Annotated in this window: 17 protein-coding genes and 1 pseudogene; 6 read left to right on the forward strand and 12 right to left on the reverse strand. The window is 55.3% G+C overall.

The annotated features are described in order from the left end of the window. The first annotated feature begins 100 nt into the window (after positions 1-100). Positions 101-514, forward strand: coding sequence for a hypothetical protein (locus DTP52_RS24045; protein ID WP_109755578.1), 414 nt, complete (start codon positions 101-103; stop codon positions 512-514). 90 nt (positions 515-604) lie between these two features. Here DTP52_RS24045 and DTP52_RS24050 read toward each other — a convergent pair whose 3' ends face one another. Then, complete coding sequence (locus DTP52_RS24050) at positions 605-1,648, reverse strand: GlxA family transcriptional regulator (protein ID WP_109755579.1); 1,044 nt, start codon at positions 1,646-1,648, stop codon at positions 605-607. Between the two features lie 293 nt (positions 1,649-1,941). On the opposite strand from DTP52_RS24050, the pseudogene DTP52_RS31745 reads away from it, so the two are divergent. Continuing rightward, positions 1,942-3,024, forward strand: a pseudogene (locus DTP52_RS31745) (cache domain-containing protein); the annotation flags it as partial. Between the two features lie 93 nt (positions 3,025-3,117). Continuing rightward, positions 3,118-3,885, forward strand: a complete 768-nt coding sequence (locus DTP52_RS31750) for a methyl-accepting chemotaxis protein (RefSeq protein WP_371925633.1) — start codon at positions 3,118-3,120, stop codon at positions 3,883-3,885. 32 nt (positions 3,886-3,917) lie between these two features. Here DTP52_RS31750 and DTP52_RS24060 read toward each other — a convergent pair whose 3' ends face one another. From DTP52_RS24060 to DTP52_RS24090, 7 genes are read right to left on the reverse strand one after another with little or no spacing between them, the layout of a single operon-like run. Beyond that, positions 3,918-4,700: a phosphate/phosphite/phosphonate ABC transporter substrate-binding protein gene (locus tag DTP52_RS24060; RefSeq protein ID WP_109755581.1), complete on the reverse strand. Its 783-nt coding sequence runs from the start codon at positions 4,698-4,700 to the stop codon at positions 3,918-3,920. A 42-nt stretch (positions 4,701-4,742) separates the two neighbouring features. Continuing rightward, positions 4,743-6,071, reverse strand: coding sequence for an LLM class flavin-dependent oxidoreductase (locus tag DTP52_RS24065; RefSeq protein ID WP_109755582.1), 1,329 nt, complete (start codon positions 6,069-6,071; stop codon positions 4,743-4,745). A 36-nt stretch (positions 6,072-6,107) separates the two neighbouring features. Next, on the reverse strand, positions 6,108-7,013 hold the full coding sequence (locus DTP52_RS24070) for an ABC transporter substrate-binding protein (RefSeq protein ID WP_109755583.1): 906 nt from the start codon (positions 7,011-7,013) through the stop codon (positions 6,108-6,110). Positions 7,014-7,061: 48 nt separating this feature from the next. Then, positions 7,062-7,745, reverse strand: coding sequence for an ABC transporter permease (locus tag DTP52_RS24075; protein WP_109755584.1), 684 nt, complete (start codon positions 7,743-7,745; stop codon positions 7,062-7,064). Further along, a complete protein-coding gene (locus DTP52_RS24080; RefSeq protein WP_109755585.1) occupies positions 7,745-8,374 on the reverse strand; it encodes an ABC transporter permease in 630 nt (209 codons plus the stop codon). The genes DTP52_RS24075 and DTP52_RS24080 overlap by 1 nt, the downstream gene beginning before the upstream one ends. Further along, positions 8,371-9,348, reverse strand: coding sequence for an ABC transporter ATP-binding protein (locus tag DTP52_RS24085; protein ID WP_109755586.1), 978 nt, complete (start codon positions 9,346-9,348; stop codon positions 8,371-8,373). The genes DTP52_RS24080 and DTP52_RS24085 overlap by 4 nt, the downstream gene beginning before the upstream one ends. A 29-nt stretch (positions 9,349-9,377) precedes the next feature. Further along, positions 9,378-10,322 carry a fatty acid desaturase gene (locus DTP52_RS24090; protein WP_109755587.1) on the reverse strand — a complete coding sequence of 315 codons (945 nt, stop codon included), beginning with the start codon at positions 10,320-10,322 and terminating at the stop codon, positions 9,378-9,380. A 109-nt stretch (positions 10,323-10,431) separates the two neighbouring features. On the opposite strand from DTP52_RS24090, the gene DTP52_RS31080 reads away from it, so the two are divergent. Continuing rightward, on the forward strand, positions 10,432-10,689 hold the full coding sequence (locus DTP52_RS31080; protein WP_146206879.1) for a hypothetical protein: 258 nt from the start codon (positions 10,432-10,434) through the stop codon (positions 10,687-10,689). A 96-nt stretch (positions 10,690-10,785) separates the two neighbouring features. On the opposite strand, the gene DTP52_RS24095 is transcribed toward DTP52_RS31080, so the two are convergent. From DTP52_RS24095 to DTP52_RS24110, 4 genes are all read right to left on the reverse strand, one after another. Further along, on the reverse strand, positions 10,786-11,673 hold the full coding sequence (locus DTP52_RS24095; RefSeq protein ID WP_109755588.1) for a DMT family transporter: 888 nt from the start codon (positions 11,671-11,673) through the stop codon (positions 10,786-10,788). Positions 11,674-11,737: 64 nt separating this feature from the next. Further along, on the reverse strand, positions 11,738-12,637 hold the full coding sequence (locus DTP52_RS24100) for a dihydrodipicolinate synthase family protein (RefSeq protein ID WP_109755641.1): 900 nt from the start codon (positions 12,635-12,637) through the stop codon (positions 11,738-11,740). A gap of 118 nt (positions 12,638-12,755) precedes the next feature. Then, positions 12,756-13,991 carry an aromatic ring-hydroxylating dioxygenase subunit alpha gene (locus DTP52_RS24105; RefSeq protein ID WP_109755589.1) on the reverse strand — a complete coding sequence of 412 codons (1,236 nt, stop codon included), beginning with the start codon at positions 13,989-13,991 and terminating at the stop codon, positions 12,756-12,758. 275 nt (positions 13,992-14,266) lie between these two features. Beyond that, entirely contained in the window at positions 14,267-15,235 is a 969-nt protein-coding gene (locus DTP52_RS24110; protein WP_109755590.1) for a LysR family transcriptional regulator, read from the reverse strand. 333 nt (positions 15,236-15,568) lie between these two features. Between DTP52_RS24110 and DTP52_RS24115 the strand changes: the two genes are divergently transcribed. Next, the gene (locus DTP52_RS24115) at positions 15,569-16,729 is read left to right on the forward strand and encodes a glycine betaine/L-proline ABC transporter ATP-binding protein (RefSeq protein ID WP_109755591.1); all 1,161 of its coding nucleotides are present in this window, start codon (positions 15,569-15,571) and stop codon (positions 16,727-16,729) included. Between the two features lie 93 nt (positions 16,730-16,822). Further along, entirely contained in the window at positions 16,823-17,776 is a 954-nt protein-coding gene (gene proW, locus DTP52_RS24120) for a glycine betaine/L-proline ABC transporter permease ProW (RefSeq protein WP_109755592.1), read from the forward strand. The last annotated feature ends 50 nt before the right edge of the window (positions 17,777-17,826 follow it).

Genomic DNA, 17,826 nt, shown 5'->3' on the forward strand with positions numbered 1-17,826 from the left:
GGTCATGATCCTACCCAAAGCAAATTGACCCGATGCACGAGCCCAGGCAATAATTTCATTTTGCCATCAACTCCTGACTTGCTTATTCACGGAAGAAAGCATGAAAACCCTTATATCCCTCGCTTTAATCTCGATTGCGTGCAGTGCGGCTGCGGATGTCCAGAACATCAAATACATTTACGATGATTCGGATGCCGTGTACTCCATCGTCTCGTCTGTCGATAGTGGTTCAGCCATCCAGGCCACCGTGCAGAGAACGGGCACCTACTTCACCAACTACACGAAACTGGAACTCGACTGCGCCAGCCGCAATGTGCGGCATATGGGGATGTACAACAGTCTCGCAGGGTTGGAGAAAGCCGAGTTCGACCAGATGCAAGGGCGAATCATCGACGGCTCGATCGCCGACGAAGTCGGCAAGGTGTTGTGCAAGGAGACGACCTTGACCGCATCGCAAGCCACCCCGCAAACCGAAGACCTGCCCACCGAAACTCAGACAGACGATAACAGCTGATTTTTTGTCCGTAACACCGCAGCCTGCTCCCGCAAAGTTGCACGGCCCCCTTTGCCCATCACAAAGTTCATCTCTGATTTTGCGACGGCTTCATCGCAAGGTTTGTCTGCGTTCCGATTTCGAACGGTAACTGCCAGGCGGCACACCAAAGAAATCCCGGAAACGACGCTGGAAGTGCGGGGAACTGACGAAACCCGTCGCCACGGCGATTTCAGTCACGGACCGATTGGTTTGCTGGATAAGCTGGCGGGCACGTGTCAAGCGCAACTCCAGGTAATAGCGTGTTGGGGTGGCACCGAGAAAACTGCAGAACCGTCGTTCCAACTGCCGCTTGGAAATCTTGACGCACGCCGCCAGCTCATCGATGGTCAGAGGCTCTTCTACGTTTTGCCACATCAGTTCCAAAGCCAGCTTGAGGCTTTCCGGCAGCGTCGGGTCGGTCTCGACGAAGACCGGAGGCAAGTCCGTCGCATCATCGCCCGACTCATCACAGCGAAGAATTTCCTCGATGGCGCCCACCAGTGCCGCCCCACCCGTCTGGCGAATCAACTGGAGCATCATGCGCAGCGAACTGTTGGCACCTGCGCAACTGACCCGCTCCCGATCAACGACATAGGCCCGGCTGGACACCTTCACATGGGGAAACACCTCCGCCATCATGGCGCGGCTTTCCGGGTGGACAGCGCATTCGAAACCGTCCAGCAGATTGGCATCAGCCACAAAGAAGACACCATTCCACAGCCCTCCCAGTATCGCCCCGGACGCCGCATTGGCGCGCAGCTTGCGCCGCAGCAAGGGGTGGCCTTGCAACTTCACCCGAAAGCCGCCGGCAACGATCAGCACGTCCTGGTTTTCCGGCATCTGTGCCAGCTCGATGTCGGTCGAGATGACAATGCCCAGGTCGCTCGTCACCTGTCCTCCTGAAACCCCCACCGTCAGCACTTCATAGAGGGGCATGTCGCTCATCAGGTTGGCGGTCACCAGCGCGTCCACCGCACCGGTGAAGGACATCATCGAGAAGTTGTCCATCAATACAAACGCGACGCGGATCGGCGACTGGCTGGCGGGTGCCGCTCCGAGTGGTCGATAAGCCATGTTCTTGTTTTTGAGTACGCTCTCGAATGCGCTTGGCATAGGGCCTCGTTAATACCTTAAAGACGATGAGGGTTTGCTGCCGGTGGGTGCCGTTAACCACAAGGCAAAGAGACAGAGCAAACCACGCTATCTTCCAGGCTAGTCAAACCGGGTGCAATCGCACCGACGCCCTCTACTGATCGACCCGCGCCAAAACGGACGGCCTCAAGTGCCTACGACTTTGGTCGATACATTGGCTGTAGGCATGGGCGCTTTTCCCTTCCAGAGACTCGCAACGCCAACCACTGCTGTTTCCGCCGTTCCAACACTTAAAAAATTCCGCGGGAGAAGTCATGAATATCAAACAGAAGCTGACATGGGCGTTCGCGGCCATCGCCTGCCTCCCGGTTATCCTGGTGGCGGTGCTTGTCGTGCTGAACCTGCGCGACGCCGCGAAAGCCAACTTCCTGGACAGTAGCGGTCGTGAAATCCGTCAGATCGACAACGGCATGAAGCAGTTCTTCGATGGCATCAGCCAGAACGTCGAATACATCGCCAAGGATCCACGGATCATCGCGGCCAAGGGTTTGAAAAATTACTCCCTGGCCGATGCTGCACAAACACCGCTCCCCGAAATCAATCGACAGCTTCTGGAAGTATTCGACCGATTCGCCAAAAGCCATCCGACCACCGCCTACCTTTCCGTGGGGATGAGCGACGGTGGCTACGCCAGTTGGCCTGACGACCCCAAGATGACCAACTACGACCCACGCGTGCGCCCCTGGTACAAGGCCGCCCTGGCCAAACCAGGCACCGTGGCGCGTACAGATGCCTATTACTGGGCGCCGGACGATGTGTCGCTGATCGGCACCGTACACACCGTCGCCGACGCCAGCGGCAACGTCGTGGGCGTGGTGGGCCTGGACGTGTCGCTCAAGCAGCTGACCGAACTGGTCAAGAACATCAAGTTGGGCGAGAGCGGCTACCTGATGCTGGTGGAAGCCAACGGCAACGTCCTGGTGGACCCTGCCGATGCCAAGCACAACTTCAAGCCGCTGGCCGACCTGGGCCCCAACTATGCCGAGCTGGCCAAAAGCAGCGATGGCGTGACCCAGATCGAGATCGAAGGCGTGCCCTACATGGCCAACGTGGTCAGCTCCAAAGGGTTGGGCTGGCGCTTCATCGGCCTGATCAAGCGCGACGAAGTAATGGCTGAAGCCTCGAGCCTGACTTGGCTGATCGCCGCCATCGCCGCCGCGCTGGCCGTGGTCTTCGCCGTGGTGGGCGCCAGTTTCGCCAGCGTAATCGTGCGGCCGATCCGCGGGGTTGCCAACGGTCTGCAGGAAATCGCTGAAGGTGAAGGCGACCTCACCCGCAAACTCTCGGTACAAGGCAAGGACGAAACCGCCACCCTGGCAGGCTGGTTCAACCAGTTCCTGGGCATGATCGCGCAACTGATGCAGCGCATCGGCAGCGCCTCTTCCGACCTGCAAACCGCCGCAGCCGATACCAGCCACGTGGCCCAGAACATGAACGACGCCGCCGGGCGCCAGCGCCAGGCCGTGGAGCTGGTCAGCACCGCGTTCAATGAAATGGTCGCCACTGCCAACGAAGTTGCCCGCTCGTGCAGCCAGGCGGCCTCCAGCGCGGACGAAGGTTATCGCGACGTGCATGACGGCCAGCATCACATCGGCGAAGCCACCGGCAGCGTGCTGAAACTGAGCGAGGACCTGCAGCAGTCGACCCAGACCATGCAGGCGCTGGAACAGGACAGCAAGAACATCAACACCATCCTCGACACCATTCGTTCCATCGCCGAGCAGACCAACCTGCTGGCCCTCAACGCCGCCATCGAGGCCGCGCGGGCCGGCGACCAAGGTCGCGGGTTCGCCGTGGTGGCCGACGAAGTCCGCGCCCTGGCACGGCGTACCGCCGACTCCACGGGCGAGATCGACAGCCTGCTGGGCAACCTCGCGCGGCGCACCCAGGAAGTCACCCAGCAGATGCAAAGCAGCCTGCAGGTGTCGCAAACCAGCGTGGAACGCATCCAACAGGCCCGCGACAGTTTCGACAAGATCCGCAACTCGGTGGATTCGATTCGTGACCAGAACACTCAGATCGCCACGGCGGCAGAGGAACAGCACCAGGTGGCCGAAGACATCAACCGGCACATCGCGCAGATCCATACCGATGCACAGCTGGTGGAGGAATACGCCCACTCGGCGCAAACCGGTTCGGGGCGTTTGACGGATATTTCCGGGCAGCTCAAGGGTTTGGTGGGACGGTTCAAGTTCTAGATTGCTTGAGGGGCGAGCCAGGGATGGCTCACTCAGGACGATACAAACGAAAAGCCGCAATCGAGCGCACGGCGTTCATATTCCAGCAGACATTCATAGTCCGCCTCACTGGCTGGCAGCACTTCCTTGATCGCCAGGTCACGAGAAACCTCAGGCAATTGGCTCAGGGCTTCATTCATTGCATCCCTGATTGAATCTGCGTCGGCCGCTGTCCGACGTAACGAGGTGATGTAAGGCAGGCAAGGACTGCGCACACTTCGCGTCAGGATCCTCAGGTCTTCGACCTCGCTACTGTTATCTCTCGCTAGGTAGTCATAGGTGACACTGTCTATGGAGGCGAGATCACCGTCGCAGGCTTTCAGTCTTCGAAGGCTTTCCCTGTGCGATCCCGTGACCGATAGCTTCGAGAAAAAACCATGGTCACTGATACCGGCAAGCGTATGCCGCAATAGATTCATTCCGGAATTCGAGTCATGGGCGTTGATCAGACCATGGCTGCCTTGGAAGTCAGCCAGATCTGCCATGGCCGAATCAGCCCTGCAAAGCAGCAAGCTGCAATGGTCGCCGGCTGAGCTATGAGCCAGTTCATAGCTCGGACGCCCCACCAGCCTCACCTTTCCCCGCAGTGTCGTGACCAAAGGATAGCCGCAGGTCTGGGACAACAACAGATCGGGGGAAAGCCAATGGGACATGGGATCAACCTTCCGGCCTTGCCCGCGGTGCTCGCCCAAAATCGCCAGGACACGTCGAAGCCAGGCTTCCTGTGCCTGTAAAACCCTTGCGGGAGCGAGGTACATGGAGAGATCGCTGGTCATATGAAATCCAATTAAAGGACTGTTATCGGCGCTTGGCGCTGATCACAGCAAGAAGCTGTTAGCCGGTTTTTTCAAGCCCAAGCGGTCCCTTAGCGTCCCGGGTTCATATTCCTTGCGGAAAACCCCTTTGGCTTGCAGCAAAGGCACCACGCCACGCGTGAATGCTTCGAAGTCCGTCGGCAAAAACGGGAACATGAGGTTGTAGCCATCGACGGCATTCGACTCGTATAACGCTGAAAGCTTATCGGCTATATGCTCCGCCGTTCCGATCAGTAGCCAGGTACTGGAGCTCTTGACCAAGCGGCGCCCTATTTCGCGGATAGACAAGGAAGGATCGTACTTCTTGAGCAGGGCCAGCTCAGTTCGAATGCCATCAAACTCAGACTCATCTGGCAACGCTGGCAGGGGGCCGTCCGGCGAGAGCCCCGTCAAGTCGAGACGGGTGTAGCTGGAGACCAGGTCAATCGCCACGGCATCGATAATGAGACTGTCCTCCAGTTGCCGACGTCGCTCCTCCTCAGTCTCATCCTCCAGAACCACCGGAAGCACACCGGTAATGATTTTCAGATCACTGGAATGCCTGCCCTTCAACTCGAGCCGGCGATTCAAATCGGCCCTGTACGCCAGTCCTTCTTCAACCGTATTGATGAAACAGAAATGCACGTCCGCGTGGGCCGCGGCCAGGTCCTTGCCCGCTTCAGAAGACCCCGCCTGGGCCAAGACCGGATGCCCTTGAGGTGGACGCGGCACGTTAAGCGGCCCTCGCACGCTGAAATGCGTCCCTTTGTGATGGATCGGATGGATTTTCGATGGATCGGCAAAATCGCCGGTGCCCTTGTCGAATTCAAGCGCCCCGTCCTCCCATGAGTCCCAAAGCTGTTTGACGACACGAATGAATTCATCGGCCCGCAGATAACGATCGCCGTGTTTCGCCACGCCTGACAATCCGAAATTCGAAGCCTCCTCTTCCAGCCAGGAAGTCACGATATTCCAACTGGCTCGCCCTGAACTGAGATAGTCCAGTGATGCAAAATACCGCGAGATGTTGAAGGGCTCGTTATAGGACGTTGAAGCCGTGCCCATCAGACCGATGTGCTCGGTCACAGCGGCCAGTGCGGACAAGAGCGTAATGGGCTCAAGGCGGGCATTGGCATAGTGCCTCAAGCCGCTGGCCACGGAGTCCCAGACCGCCACGTGATCGGCGACAAAAACCGCATCGAACTTCGCCGCCTCGGCCGCCTGCACCAGTTTTACGTAGTAGCCCAGCGTCAATATTTCCTGGGTCGGTGACAACGGGTGGCGCCAGGAAAAACGATGGTCCCCTTGGGGATTAAAGAAGAACAGATTCAGGATCATACTTTTATTGGACATAACGACTCCGCGACCTCACCAACATCGCATTCATGTTCAGTTGGCCGTCTTGACGGTATTTTCGGCGACCCACTGCGCCGCGACTTTTGCCGGATCCTTGTGATCGATATCAACAAGGCGATTGAGTTGCTTGAGATCGTCATCGGTCAGCTTTGCGGAAACTTCGTTGAGCACCTTGGTGACTTCCGGGGTTAGCAGTGCCTTGCGCCCCAGTGGGGTGATGTTTTGCAGGGGTTGTTGATGCTTGTCGTCCTCGAGCACAACCCAGGGTTCTTTCGCCAGGATGCCTTGCGTGGAGACGACGGTGGCGACGTCGATAGCGCCTGAATTCAACGCCAGCCGCGACAAGGGCCCGCCCATGTCCAGGGATTTGACGCTCTTGAAATTGATGCCGTAGACCGCTTTCAGCCCAGGCAGGCCCAAGGCAGAAGTGGCGACTTCCGGTGGTCCGCCCAACGTTAAATCAGCTGAGACAGGCGCCAGGTCGGACAAGGTGTGCAAGTTGTACTTTTCTGCGGTCTTTTTAGTGACGGCCCAAGCGGTAATAGAGCCCGCCGCGGAAGGCTCAAGCAACTGCAGGTTCGCCGGTAACTTCTGCTGCAAGGCGCTGACGATCTCCTTTTGGCTGGTCAGGGCTGTCTTGTCATCATAAAAACTCAGCAGTGATCCTATGTATTCGGGTACAACGTCGACATCCCCATTTTCCAAGGCCTTGGCGATGATCTGGCGATTGCCCAGATTGAGCCGGGTCTTGACTTCTATCCCTTCATTTTTCAAGGCTGACGCATAAATGTTTGCGAGAATCGTCTGCTCGGAAAAATTGGCCCCGCCTATGGTGATGGATTGAGCACTGGCAAACGTGCTGCCCACCAGCAAGCCTAACCCCAGCAACAATGAAACCGATTGCACTGAGCGAGCCTTCGAACGTTGTTTGTTTTTCATTTGGACTTGCACCTCTGCAAAATTAATAGGCACTTTCAAATGCCCTGATCATGTAGCGCTCAGTTCAACATTCGCTGTTCGCCATTTTCGAACCATGAGTGTTTCTATCGTCGAGCAGAGCCACTCGCTGACAATCGCAAGGGCCGACACCACCAATGCACCGCCAATAATTTGCGGTGTATCGTTGCGACCCAGTCCGTCGATGAGAAATCTGCCCAACCCACCGAATCCCGCATAGGCGGCAATAGTTGCCGTTGCAATAAGTTGCACCAGGGCCGATCTGAAACCGGAAAAAATCAGCGGGAAGGCCAAAGGCAGTTCAAGTTGAATAAACGTTTGCCATCTACGCATGCCCATGGAGGTGGCCGCACTTTTCAACGACGAATCCACCTGATCGATACCGACATAGGTGTTGGTTAATATCGGCGGTATGCTCATGACAACCAGCGCGATAATGACCGTGCTGGTTTCATAGCCAATGACCATGATTGCCAGTATCACAATGCCGAGAGAAGGCAATGCGCGGCCAAGATTGAACACCCCTATCGCCAGGTTTGCGCCCTTGCGGTAATTAGCCATGAATACGCCGAGCGGCAACGCTATCGCACAAGCAATAGTGATACTTAAAGATACGTAATAAATATGCTCCGCCAGCCGCGTCAGTATGCCGTTTTCTCCCAACCAATTTTCAGGAAGAGAAAACCAATGGTAGACACTTGCGATCATGTTCATTAGCGCACCCAAGGGACCAGCCATTTATTGATTGAATAAAACAGAAAATCAAAACACAGCGCCAACATCACCGTCAGGACCAAGCTGACCACTACAGGTGTAGTGAAACTTTGCGCCAACCCGGTAATGAACAGCTGGCCCAACCCACCTTGACCAATTAACGCAGTAACAGTCACCAACCCGACCAAGGTAACTGATGTCGTTCGTAGCCCTGCCAATAACGAAGGCAAGGCCAGTGGAAGTTCAACACCCAGAAACCTCTGCATGCGCGTATACCCTAGCGCGCGGGCTTCTTCCAGAACGTCCGGGGGGTTGCTGGCAAGTCCCGCCAAGGTGTTTTGTAGAATAATCAGCAAGGAATACAGACTCAGGCCAATAACCGATGTGGTCTTGGACAAACCAGTAAAAGGCATTATCAAAATAAACAATGCCAGGGAAGGAATGGTGAACAGTATTCCGCTGACATAAATCATGGGCCGAGCCAAGACAGGCTTCCACAGTGTCAAGAACACCATTGCGCCCGCCACCAGCATGCCTATACACAGGCCCAGTGTGACCAACTGAATGTGATCCAATAACAACTGAACAATCGCTTGCCAATTATCGACAATCCACGCCCCATCCATCATTGCAGGCTTCCAGGTCGGGATCCGCTCAAGGCGTTATAAAGGGACTCGATCGAGATGCAACCTTCGTAACCTCCTGCCTCATCCACCCGCGCTACAACACCGGTTGGGGCACTGAGGATTTTCACCAATGCGTGATGCAATGAGTCATTTATCGTAACGGTTGCCAGTTCTGGAGCGGGTACAGTGGATTCACCGTCAATTTCCGCCGGAAGATCGGCGACTTTCATCAGCGTAAGTCTTTTCAATAAAGGGTCTTTCCCAATAAACCCACTCACGAAATCGCTAGCAGGATGGGCCAGGATATTGTGAGGAGTGTCGAACTGAACAAGCATCCCTTCCCCCTCAAATATTGCAATCCGGTCGCCGACCTTGATCGCCTCCTCCATGTCATGCGTTACCAGAATGATGGTCTTGTGCAAACGCCGCTGGAGCGCAACCAGTTCATCCTGCAATCGCTCGCGTATCACCGGATCAAGCGCGGCAAAGGGTTCGTCCATCAATACAACCGGTGGGTCCGAGGCCAAAGCCCTCGCCAGGGCGACACGGCTTTGCTGCCCGCCCGACAGCTGATTCGGGTAGCGGTCAAGAAACTCCGGCTGAAGTCCGACCAGGGAAATGAGCTCGCTCACGCGCTGGCGGATTTTAGACTTACCCCAGCCCAAGAGCCGCGGTACAGCGCCGATATTTTCTGCAACGGTCTGGTGAGGAAATAAAGCCGAGCTTTGCATCATGAAACCAATGCCACGGCGTAACGTAACGACGTCAAGCTCGTCGGTCGCAACCCCATTTACACAGATGCGGCCACTGTCCTGAGTATCGAGCCTATTGATCATTCGCAAAATGGTGGTCTTGCCGCAACCGCTTGGCCCGACAAACACGCAGATCTCACCCTCCCGGACATGAAGCGTCAAATCGCTCACGGCCATTCGCGGGCTGCCCTTATGAGTTTTCTTGACGGCTTCAAAACGTATCATTTTCCAACGCCCAGATTAGCTTTCATTTTTTATTGCTCGGCAGGATGGCGCGGACAATCCACTGGACTGAGCAGATGTCTATGCAATAACTGGAAATAGCCATGAATGACGTAGCCATTGTTTCGAGCTATCCATTGTTCACGCCGGGCCCTATACACCTGTGGCAAGTAAAACCAGGGCAGACCGGGAAGATCGTGATGAACCAGATGAAGGTTGAGGTTCAGAAAAAGCCAACTCAAAAGCCCTGACGATTCATTGATAACCGTGCGGTGTTCTGGAAGCGCTGACGGCCGATGCTCGTAAAACGACCTGATCATTGCAATGGATAACGCTGGAAGCGAAACAAATAAGATGTACTGGATCGCGCTGATGGCACTGTATTGCTCAACCAATCCCAGCAACACGGCAACACTTGATAGATGCGTAGCCCACATCCGCCAATGGCTCCGTCCGGTATGAAACAGCCCCTTTATCTCGGCGCCCACAAGTGAAATGACTGCCAACGGAGCGCCGATGATCAAGCGCCCGCCCAAGGTCTTATTTACCCATAGCAACACCCTCGTATAACCAGGTGAGCGCAACCAAAAGGCACTTGTGACATAACGACTTTCTGGATCTTGACCAGGCACCGTCAACACCTCGTCGTTGTGATGCGCCAGGTGCGTGTCCCTGTAAATATCGTAGGGATACCATACGGCGAACGGCAGATATCCCAGGGCTTTATTTATGGCTGGCCAGCGCGTTGGATGACCGTGGATAAGCTCATGCTGAATCGACATCCAGAGCACGACCAGCGGAATCAACAAGACGATGGTGAATACTTCACCCAGTGCGTCCCCATGAAAAACAACGAAAGCCCAGGCCAGGTAGAATCCGACCAACAAAAGCCAGGTTGGCCATTCCGTTTGACTGGTTAATGTCGTGCTCAGCTTGACGATTTCAGCTCGATGAGCTTCATCCAAATAATTTGGCATTGTTGTAAATCGCGTAGATATTGCTTTGAACAGGCGTCCATTCGCTCACGCATCAAGTTGCGGCCCGCAGGACCGGCATTACCTGAAGATGGCTGGCTAGACTAATGGTATGGAAGTGCCCAACAGCGAGGATTCACATGGCGTAGAGAAGAAACGCCAAGCCTTCGCTGATTGCACTGCAGGCTTCGCTGTTGGCCTGACACGGGAGCGGTTTACCGGTCACGAATGGAACGGTAATGGAGGCAGAACTAAGGCGGATATTGCCGGAGTGAGAAATCGCTCCTTGGGTTCGGTCACAGGACAGAGCCTCAAGGCTGATTTGGAAGATTCGGGCGCCGGACATAGTCGTACCATAAAATGGGATTGAACATATCCGGTTGTCCGGTAGGAACAATCTAGCACGATGGCTAATACGACCAAGGAATATATTCTATTATGCTTATGCCTATAGCGAATAAGAGGCCTAACCTTTCACCTTGATCGCATACAGCCCACCGGCAATCACCATGCATGCTCCCACCACTGTCCATGCGTCGGGAAGCTCGCCAAACACGAACAGGCCTATCAACGTGGCAAACACCAGAAGCGTGTAGTTGAAAGGCTGGAGCGTAGCCGCTGTTGCGTACCTGAGCGCTTGGATAAGTAAAAGCTGGGCCACTACGCCTGTGATTGAAAGGACCCCGATCAGGGCCCATTGCTTCGGGCTTGGAGACACCCAGCCCGCAAGACCTAGCAAGGTGATGGCTATCGCGCCAAAGAACCCCATGTAGAGCATGTTCGTGGCAAACGAATCACCTTGGCTGATGCGTCGGGTCAGCACGCTGAAAACAGCGAACCCCAGGGCCGACAACAATGGGATAAGCGCCGCCAGTTCAAAAACACCGGTACCCGGTCGAAGGATGACCACCGTGCCCAGGAAACCGACAGCGGCGGCAATCCATCGGCGAACTCCAACGTACTCACCCAAAAATGCACCAGCCAAAGCCAGGGTCATCAGGGGAAACACGGCGTACAGGGCATGCATCTCAGCCAGGCCCAGGTAGCGCAGCCCTATTCCAAACAGAGCGATTTCACCGACGCCAATCAGCGCACGGATGACCTGCAGAAAGGGATGCTGGCTTCGACATGCGGTTCGCAAGCTACCTTGGTAAACGCTGTAACCGACAGCAAAGACCAGGAATACCCAATAGCGCACCATGACGAGTTGCGCGATGGGCAGATCCTTGACCAGCACCTTGGTGATCCCGTCCTGGCTCGCAAAGATCAGCATCGACAACAGGCACAAGATGATTCCAAGTTGAGGCCTGGGAACCTCGTAATGACGCATGGCGCTTTCCAGCTGATTGCTCATATATCCCCCATTTCGAGTGTGATTCTGCCCTTCACGACGACATCATTCACGCCCGGCACGCCACTCACGCAAACGTAAGTCGGCTTTCGAGAGCGATCAAAGGCTCAAGGGCGGCCTTTAGCACGGCGATCCTCTCAGCAGGCAGACGCGCCAACGGTCGGCGAGGGTTACCCGCGCCATAGCCGGTGATATCGGCACCGGCGTAAACCGATTGCACGTAATCACCCTGCCAGATCAATGACATCACCGGCTCGATCGCCCGCCAGATTTCCCGGGCACGTGCCCAATCCTGCTCAATGGCGGCCTTCACTACCGCCACACAAGAACGCGGCGCCATGTTCGCCCCGCCCCAGATCAGGCCCGCCGCACCGGCAAAGAGCGCGTACGGCACCAGTGGGTCGGCGCCGTTCATTGTCGGCAGGCCCGTGCGGATCAGCGACGCCTGCGCGGCCAGATCGCCGCTGCTGTCTTTGACCGATACGAAGTTCGGAATCTCGCTCAACTGGCGAAGCAGCGAAGGAGTCACTTCTACCCCCACCGCCTGAGGCACGTTGTAGCCGATGATTGGCAACCCGGCTTCGGACACCGTGGCGTAGAAATCGATGATGCTCTGGTCGTCGGTTGGACCTTCGAAAAACGGTGGCAATACCATGACGCCATCGGCGCCACATTCGGCGGCATGGCGGGTGCGCTGCACCACTTCATCCGCCAATAAGGCAGACGTTTGCACGATGACGCGAGCGCGCCCCTTGATGACCTGAGTGCCAAAGGCCACCAGTTGCCTGGACTCTTCCTGGCGCAGGTAGACATGCATGCCTGTCCCTGAGCTCAGGACAAAACCCTCTACGCCAGCAGTCAGATAGCGCTCGAGCAACGTCTCGAAGCGTGGATAGTCGATCCTGCCTTGGGCATCGAACGGCGTGGTCACGGCCAGGTTGAGACCGGAAAAAGCGAATGCGGACATTGAATCGAGCCCTTTCTTATTCTTCTCGAGCGGACGCACCAACCGCCCTTCCCGGGCTGTTTGCACGCCGTAGTAGCGATGACCAACGCCGAAAGCGCCGGCCATCGTTGCAAGGAAATCAATCCACCGATTTAAGTGGAATCTGGGCCTGGAGGCGCGTCAGCATGGTTTCGCAGTACCAATCGTCAAACTGGCATACGCCATTTTCCGCGATGTCCGAGAAGGGTCCCGGCTCGTAAGTCGGTGAGGTCACACCTGCCTGCGTACCTTCCACCAAACGACGGTCTTGATCGTTGGTGGCAAGCCAAACCTTGGTCAGCCGGTCAATCTCGTAGTCAACACCTTCAACGGCGGTACTGGGCACAAGCCATTTGGTCGTCACAAGCGTTTCGCCAGGCCCGATCGGGAGTACCCGGAAGCTCAATGCGTGATCGCCGAGAAAGTGGTTCCAGGTAGACGGGTAATTAAAGTAGAGCAAGGCGCCAATATCCGGCTCGCCGCTTTTATCCAGGCGCCCCGTAACAGCAGGTTTACCATCCATTGTGTAACTCACGGCGCCCGCGGAAAGTGGAATGCGTGTCATACGAAAACGGCCATTCGGGTCCATGACAAGCTTGCTGGGCATGCCCGCGATTTCGCAGCGATTCCAGTGCGCGGTCAATTCAGGATCATCTTCGCCCCCCACCCCGGCCACCGAAAGATTCTCGACAAAAGAATTCATCAATTCGGGATGCGTACCGTCACAATGGAAGCATTCGCGATTGTTTTCAAATACGAGTTTCCAGTTACCCTTTTCCACGAGGTTGGACTCGAAAGCAACCTTGCAGTTATCCAGGAAATGGGGGGCGATGAAAGGACTTACAGAATGCCTGAAACTTTCGAACTCAGGCGCCTCGTCAGCGACGCATACATAAATGTACGTATGGACAATTTCACAATGAACGGGTTTCAGGTTGTATTGAGACCTGTCGAAATCGGCCCCCATATTACCGGCAAACAAAAGACTGCCGTCCAGCTCGAAAGTCCATTTATGATAAGGACAAACCAGCTTCGCAACTTTGCCTTGGGCGTGCTCACAAACTTTAGAGCCACGATGACGACAAGCATTGTGAAAAGCACGGACCTGACCACTTTTATCCCTGATGATTAAAACTGGATAGTCACCAATCTGCAACGTCAAGTATTGCCCGGGCTTTTCAAGCTCAAAGGTATGCCCGGCAAAAATCCAATCCTTGTGCCAAATCTGCTCAAGATCCTGACGAAAAACCTCAGGTTCAATATACAGCTCACGGGGAAGCGCGTGGCGCGCCTTACGCTTTTGAATCAGGTCGATCACGGATGCTTTGATATTCATTATTATCCTCTACGCATCAACCTGACGGTTAATGGTAAGTACGCCCAGAAAACGGTGTCATGGCCCAACGGGTCCTACGCGGAGCATTGTCCAACGCAACCGCTGAATACGCATGTTTTAGCCATATTTAACACCAAGGGTACGACAGCCTATCCTGTCGGCAAAACTACATTTTCGTCGTTCAACTGATAACTTAGCGTTATGACCCACCGATTCCAGGCAAGACTTTACTTACAATCGCTGTACCGACCGAGAAGATTTAAATGAAAAAAAACTCATATGCTCCATCTGGAAAACTTAGAAAGAATCCAGTCCCGGACTCGCCGACAGGCATCTTCGTATTCAGTCCTTTCATTGTAGGCTACATAATGAAGACTGTTTCGAAGCGTCACCTGATGCTCGACAGGGCGAACGAGCTGCCCTCTCTCGACCATTGCCCCGACAAGCTGGTTCCAGCCCAGCGCAACGCCTTGATGGGTCAAGACCATGTTCATGATCAGGTTGTAATCATTCGCATGAAAAATAGGCGGACAGTCGGCAGGACGCTCATCAATATCAACGTTCAGAAAAGCCAGCCACACCCCCCAGTCCACATGTTCAGCCACACCCGACCGTCCATAGGGGCTTAGATTAAGTAGCGAAGAATCGCGCACCCCTTCAAGCGAGTTCAGTTCGGGATGTGCGTCCAAAAACGCTGGAGAGCAAACAGGATAAATAATATCGTGGCACAACTGATAACTCTTATACCCATCCCCCACCTTGCGAATCTTTGAGATGATGATGTCCGGCTCTATGCCAGGTTCCATATTCACAAAGTTCTGAGTGGTAATCAGATTGAATTCAATATCCGGGTTAGTCGCCCGAAACTCTGGAAGATGCTCGGACAGCCATAATGCAGAGAATGCGGGTGAGCAACAAACAGTCAGGATATGCTTCTGCGTCGGAGCGGTACGAATCCTTTCAGCCGCTTGTGCGATATTAACGAACGACAGTTGCGCCGCCTCAAAAAATATCTTTCCCTCGGCGGTTAGTTCTACCGTGCGCCCGGCACGCATGAACAGTTGAGCGCCCAACGATTCCTCAAGCTCTCGAATCTGCCGACTGATCGCGGCTTGCGATACGCACAGGGCCTCCGCTGCCCGAGTGAAGCTTTCATATTTAGCGGCGGCGACGAATGCCCTGACAGCCCGAAGGGAAGGCATTCTAAGCAGTAATGTATCGGGGTCAACGTGTCTGCTGAGCATGGTAAGCCCTCACACTCCTATCATCCGCGAAAGCGGCGGAGCGTAACTCAATAGCCTAGCCCAGGCCATACAAAAGCGTCGTGATTGCGCGAAGGCGGTCGTTTTAGCGCGTCTCGATAACGTTAGGTTATCCATAAAGCCCTGTAAATGTTGTTGGATTTAAAATCGGGATACTTATAGATTGAAAAAAAGCCCGACCCCAAGGGCAAACAATAAAAAACAGGTACATGTCATGCGCAGATCTATCTTTTATTACTGCCCGCCTAAATTACCAACGCTCGAGCTCAATTCGATTTCGCGCGCTTGTAGCGTTACACGCAAAGGAGGGACGCGATGACTAGCCCAGACGAAATCATTTCTGTTAAGAACGTTTTTAAGATATTTGGCGCGCAACCTGACACGGCGATGAAAATGCTCGCCGCCGGGGCAAGCAAAAAAGAAGTCTTTGAGAAAACAGGTCAAGTTATTGGTGTTTTTGACGCCAGCTTTGCTGTTAAGCGCGGTGAAATATTTGTGATCATGGGACTCTCAGGTTCTGGGAAGTCCACGATGGTGCGATTGTTCAACCGCCTTATCGAGCCCACTTCAGGCAGTATTTATCTGAATGGTCGAGAAATTACGGGCCTGGCTGATAAAGCCCTTCTTGATGTCCGCCGTAAAGAGATGGGCATGGTGTTCCAGTCCTTTGCCTTGATGCCGCACATGAGCGTTCTGGAAAACACCGCCTTTGGGCTGGAAATTTCCGGCATTGGTGAAAAGGAACGGCATAGCCGCGCCAGGGAAGCCCTCGCCCAAGTCGGTCTTGCTGGACAGGAGCACAGTTATCCGCATCAACTTTCCGGCGGCATGCAGCAACGCGTAGGCCTGGCCCGCGCGCTTGCCAACGACCCGACCATCCTGCTGATGGACGAAGCCTTTTCCGCTCTGGACCCGCTTATCCGCAGCGAGATGCAGGGAGAACTCATTCGCCTGCAAGCCGAGCAAAAGCGAACCATCATCTTCATTTCCCACGACATTGAGGAAGCCGTTCGCATCGGTCACCGCATCGCGATCATGGAGGGGGGCCAGGTGGTACAGATCGGCACACCTCAAGAGTTGATCAGTCAGCCGGCCAATGACTATGTACGCACGTTCTTCAAAGGATTCGATAGTTCCCGGATTCTCAAGGCAGGCGACGTGGCCAGGCTCAATCCGGAATCGGTTCGTAAAGCGAATGGCCAAGCGCCACATTTCAAGGCCGGCCTGCCATTTGGTTACTTGATCGATGAACTTGGACAACTACTTGGGGTGGTCGATATCGATACCAGCGGCGCGGGTGGCAACACGCATTACACCCAGCACAAACAGCAGCCTGTCTTTACCGATACCCCCCTGCACGAAGTACTGGAGATCGCCGCCAACCTGCCCTACCCGGTCCCTGTACTCGACCGTTCGGGCGCTCTCACCGGGACCCTGTCAAAGAGCGAGTTACTGCAAACGCTGAGCCGCCATTAAACAGCCGCGCCCATCTACGCTGGCGCGTCCCTGACCTGAAGTACCTGCGGCCTCCATGACGTCGCAGCGGTGAAGATGAAGAGGTAAGCCCTAATGTCCGAGTTCAGTTTTCTCGACCCGTTTCAAGTCCTCACCCTTCCATTGGGTGACTGGGTGGAAAGCACCCTCAATTTTCTGGTGCACAACTTTCGCGATGTGTTTCGCGCCATCCGCTGGCCGATCGACCAAGTACTTAACGGCGTCGAATACATTCTGCAGAGCATTCCACCCAGCATCGGGATCATCCTGTCTTCATTGCTGGGATGGCAACTAGCCGGTAAACGCATGGCCTTGCTGTGCTTTGTGACGCTCACACTGCTGGGCCTTATCGGTGTCTGGTCCGAGTCGATGACCACCCTGGCGCTCGTACTGACTTCGGTATTCTTTTGCGCCCTGCTAGGTATCCCACTGGGGATTCTCTGCGCCCGCAGTGACAATCTGGAAAAGGTCCTACGGCCCGTACTCGATGCCATGCAGACACTGCCGGCGTTCGTTTATCTAGTGCCTGTCGTCATGCTGTTCGGCATCGGCAACGTGCCGGGCATCCTTGTGACCATTGTCTTCGCCCTTCCCCCTCTGGTGCGCCTGACGAATCTGGGCATTCGCCAGGTACCGGAGGACAAAATAGAAGCCGCCCGCGCTTTTGGCTGCACACCGCGGCAGATGCTGACCCGGGTTCAGTTGCCACTGGCGACCTCAACCATTATGGCTGGACTCAATCAGACCCTGATGCTGTCGCTGTCGATGGTGGTGATCGCTTCGATGATCTCGGTGGGCGGTCTTGGCCAGATGGTCCTGCGCGGCATCGGCCGCCTGGACATGGGCTTGGCCACGGTCGGTGGGACTGGCTTGGTGCTGCTTGCCATCTTCCTTGACCGCTTGACCCAAGCCATGGGCGCGCGCACCGGAGCCGACCCGAGCCTGCGCTGGTATCACACCGGTCCCGTAGGCCTTCTGCTACGCCTGTTCGGCGCAAAACAGCCTGCGGGGCGAAGCAAGACCGCTTGAACCCTCTTATTCGATCTGCCGCACTTGAAGATAAAAACCCAAAAAAGGTA

It is taken from the genome of Pseudomonas sp. 43mfcvi1.1, assembly GCF_900115935.1.
Taxonomy (GTDB): domain Bacteria; phylum Pseudomonadota; class Gammaproteobacteria; order Pseudomonadales; family Pseudomonadaceae; genus Aquipseudomonas; species Aquipseudomonas bijieensis.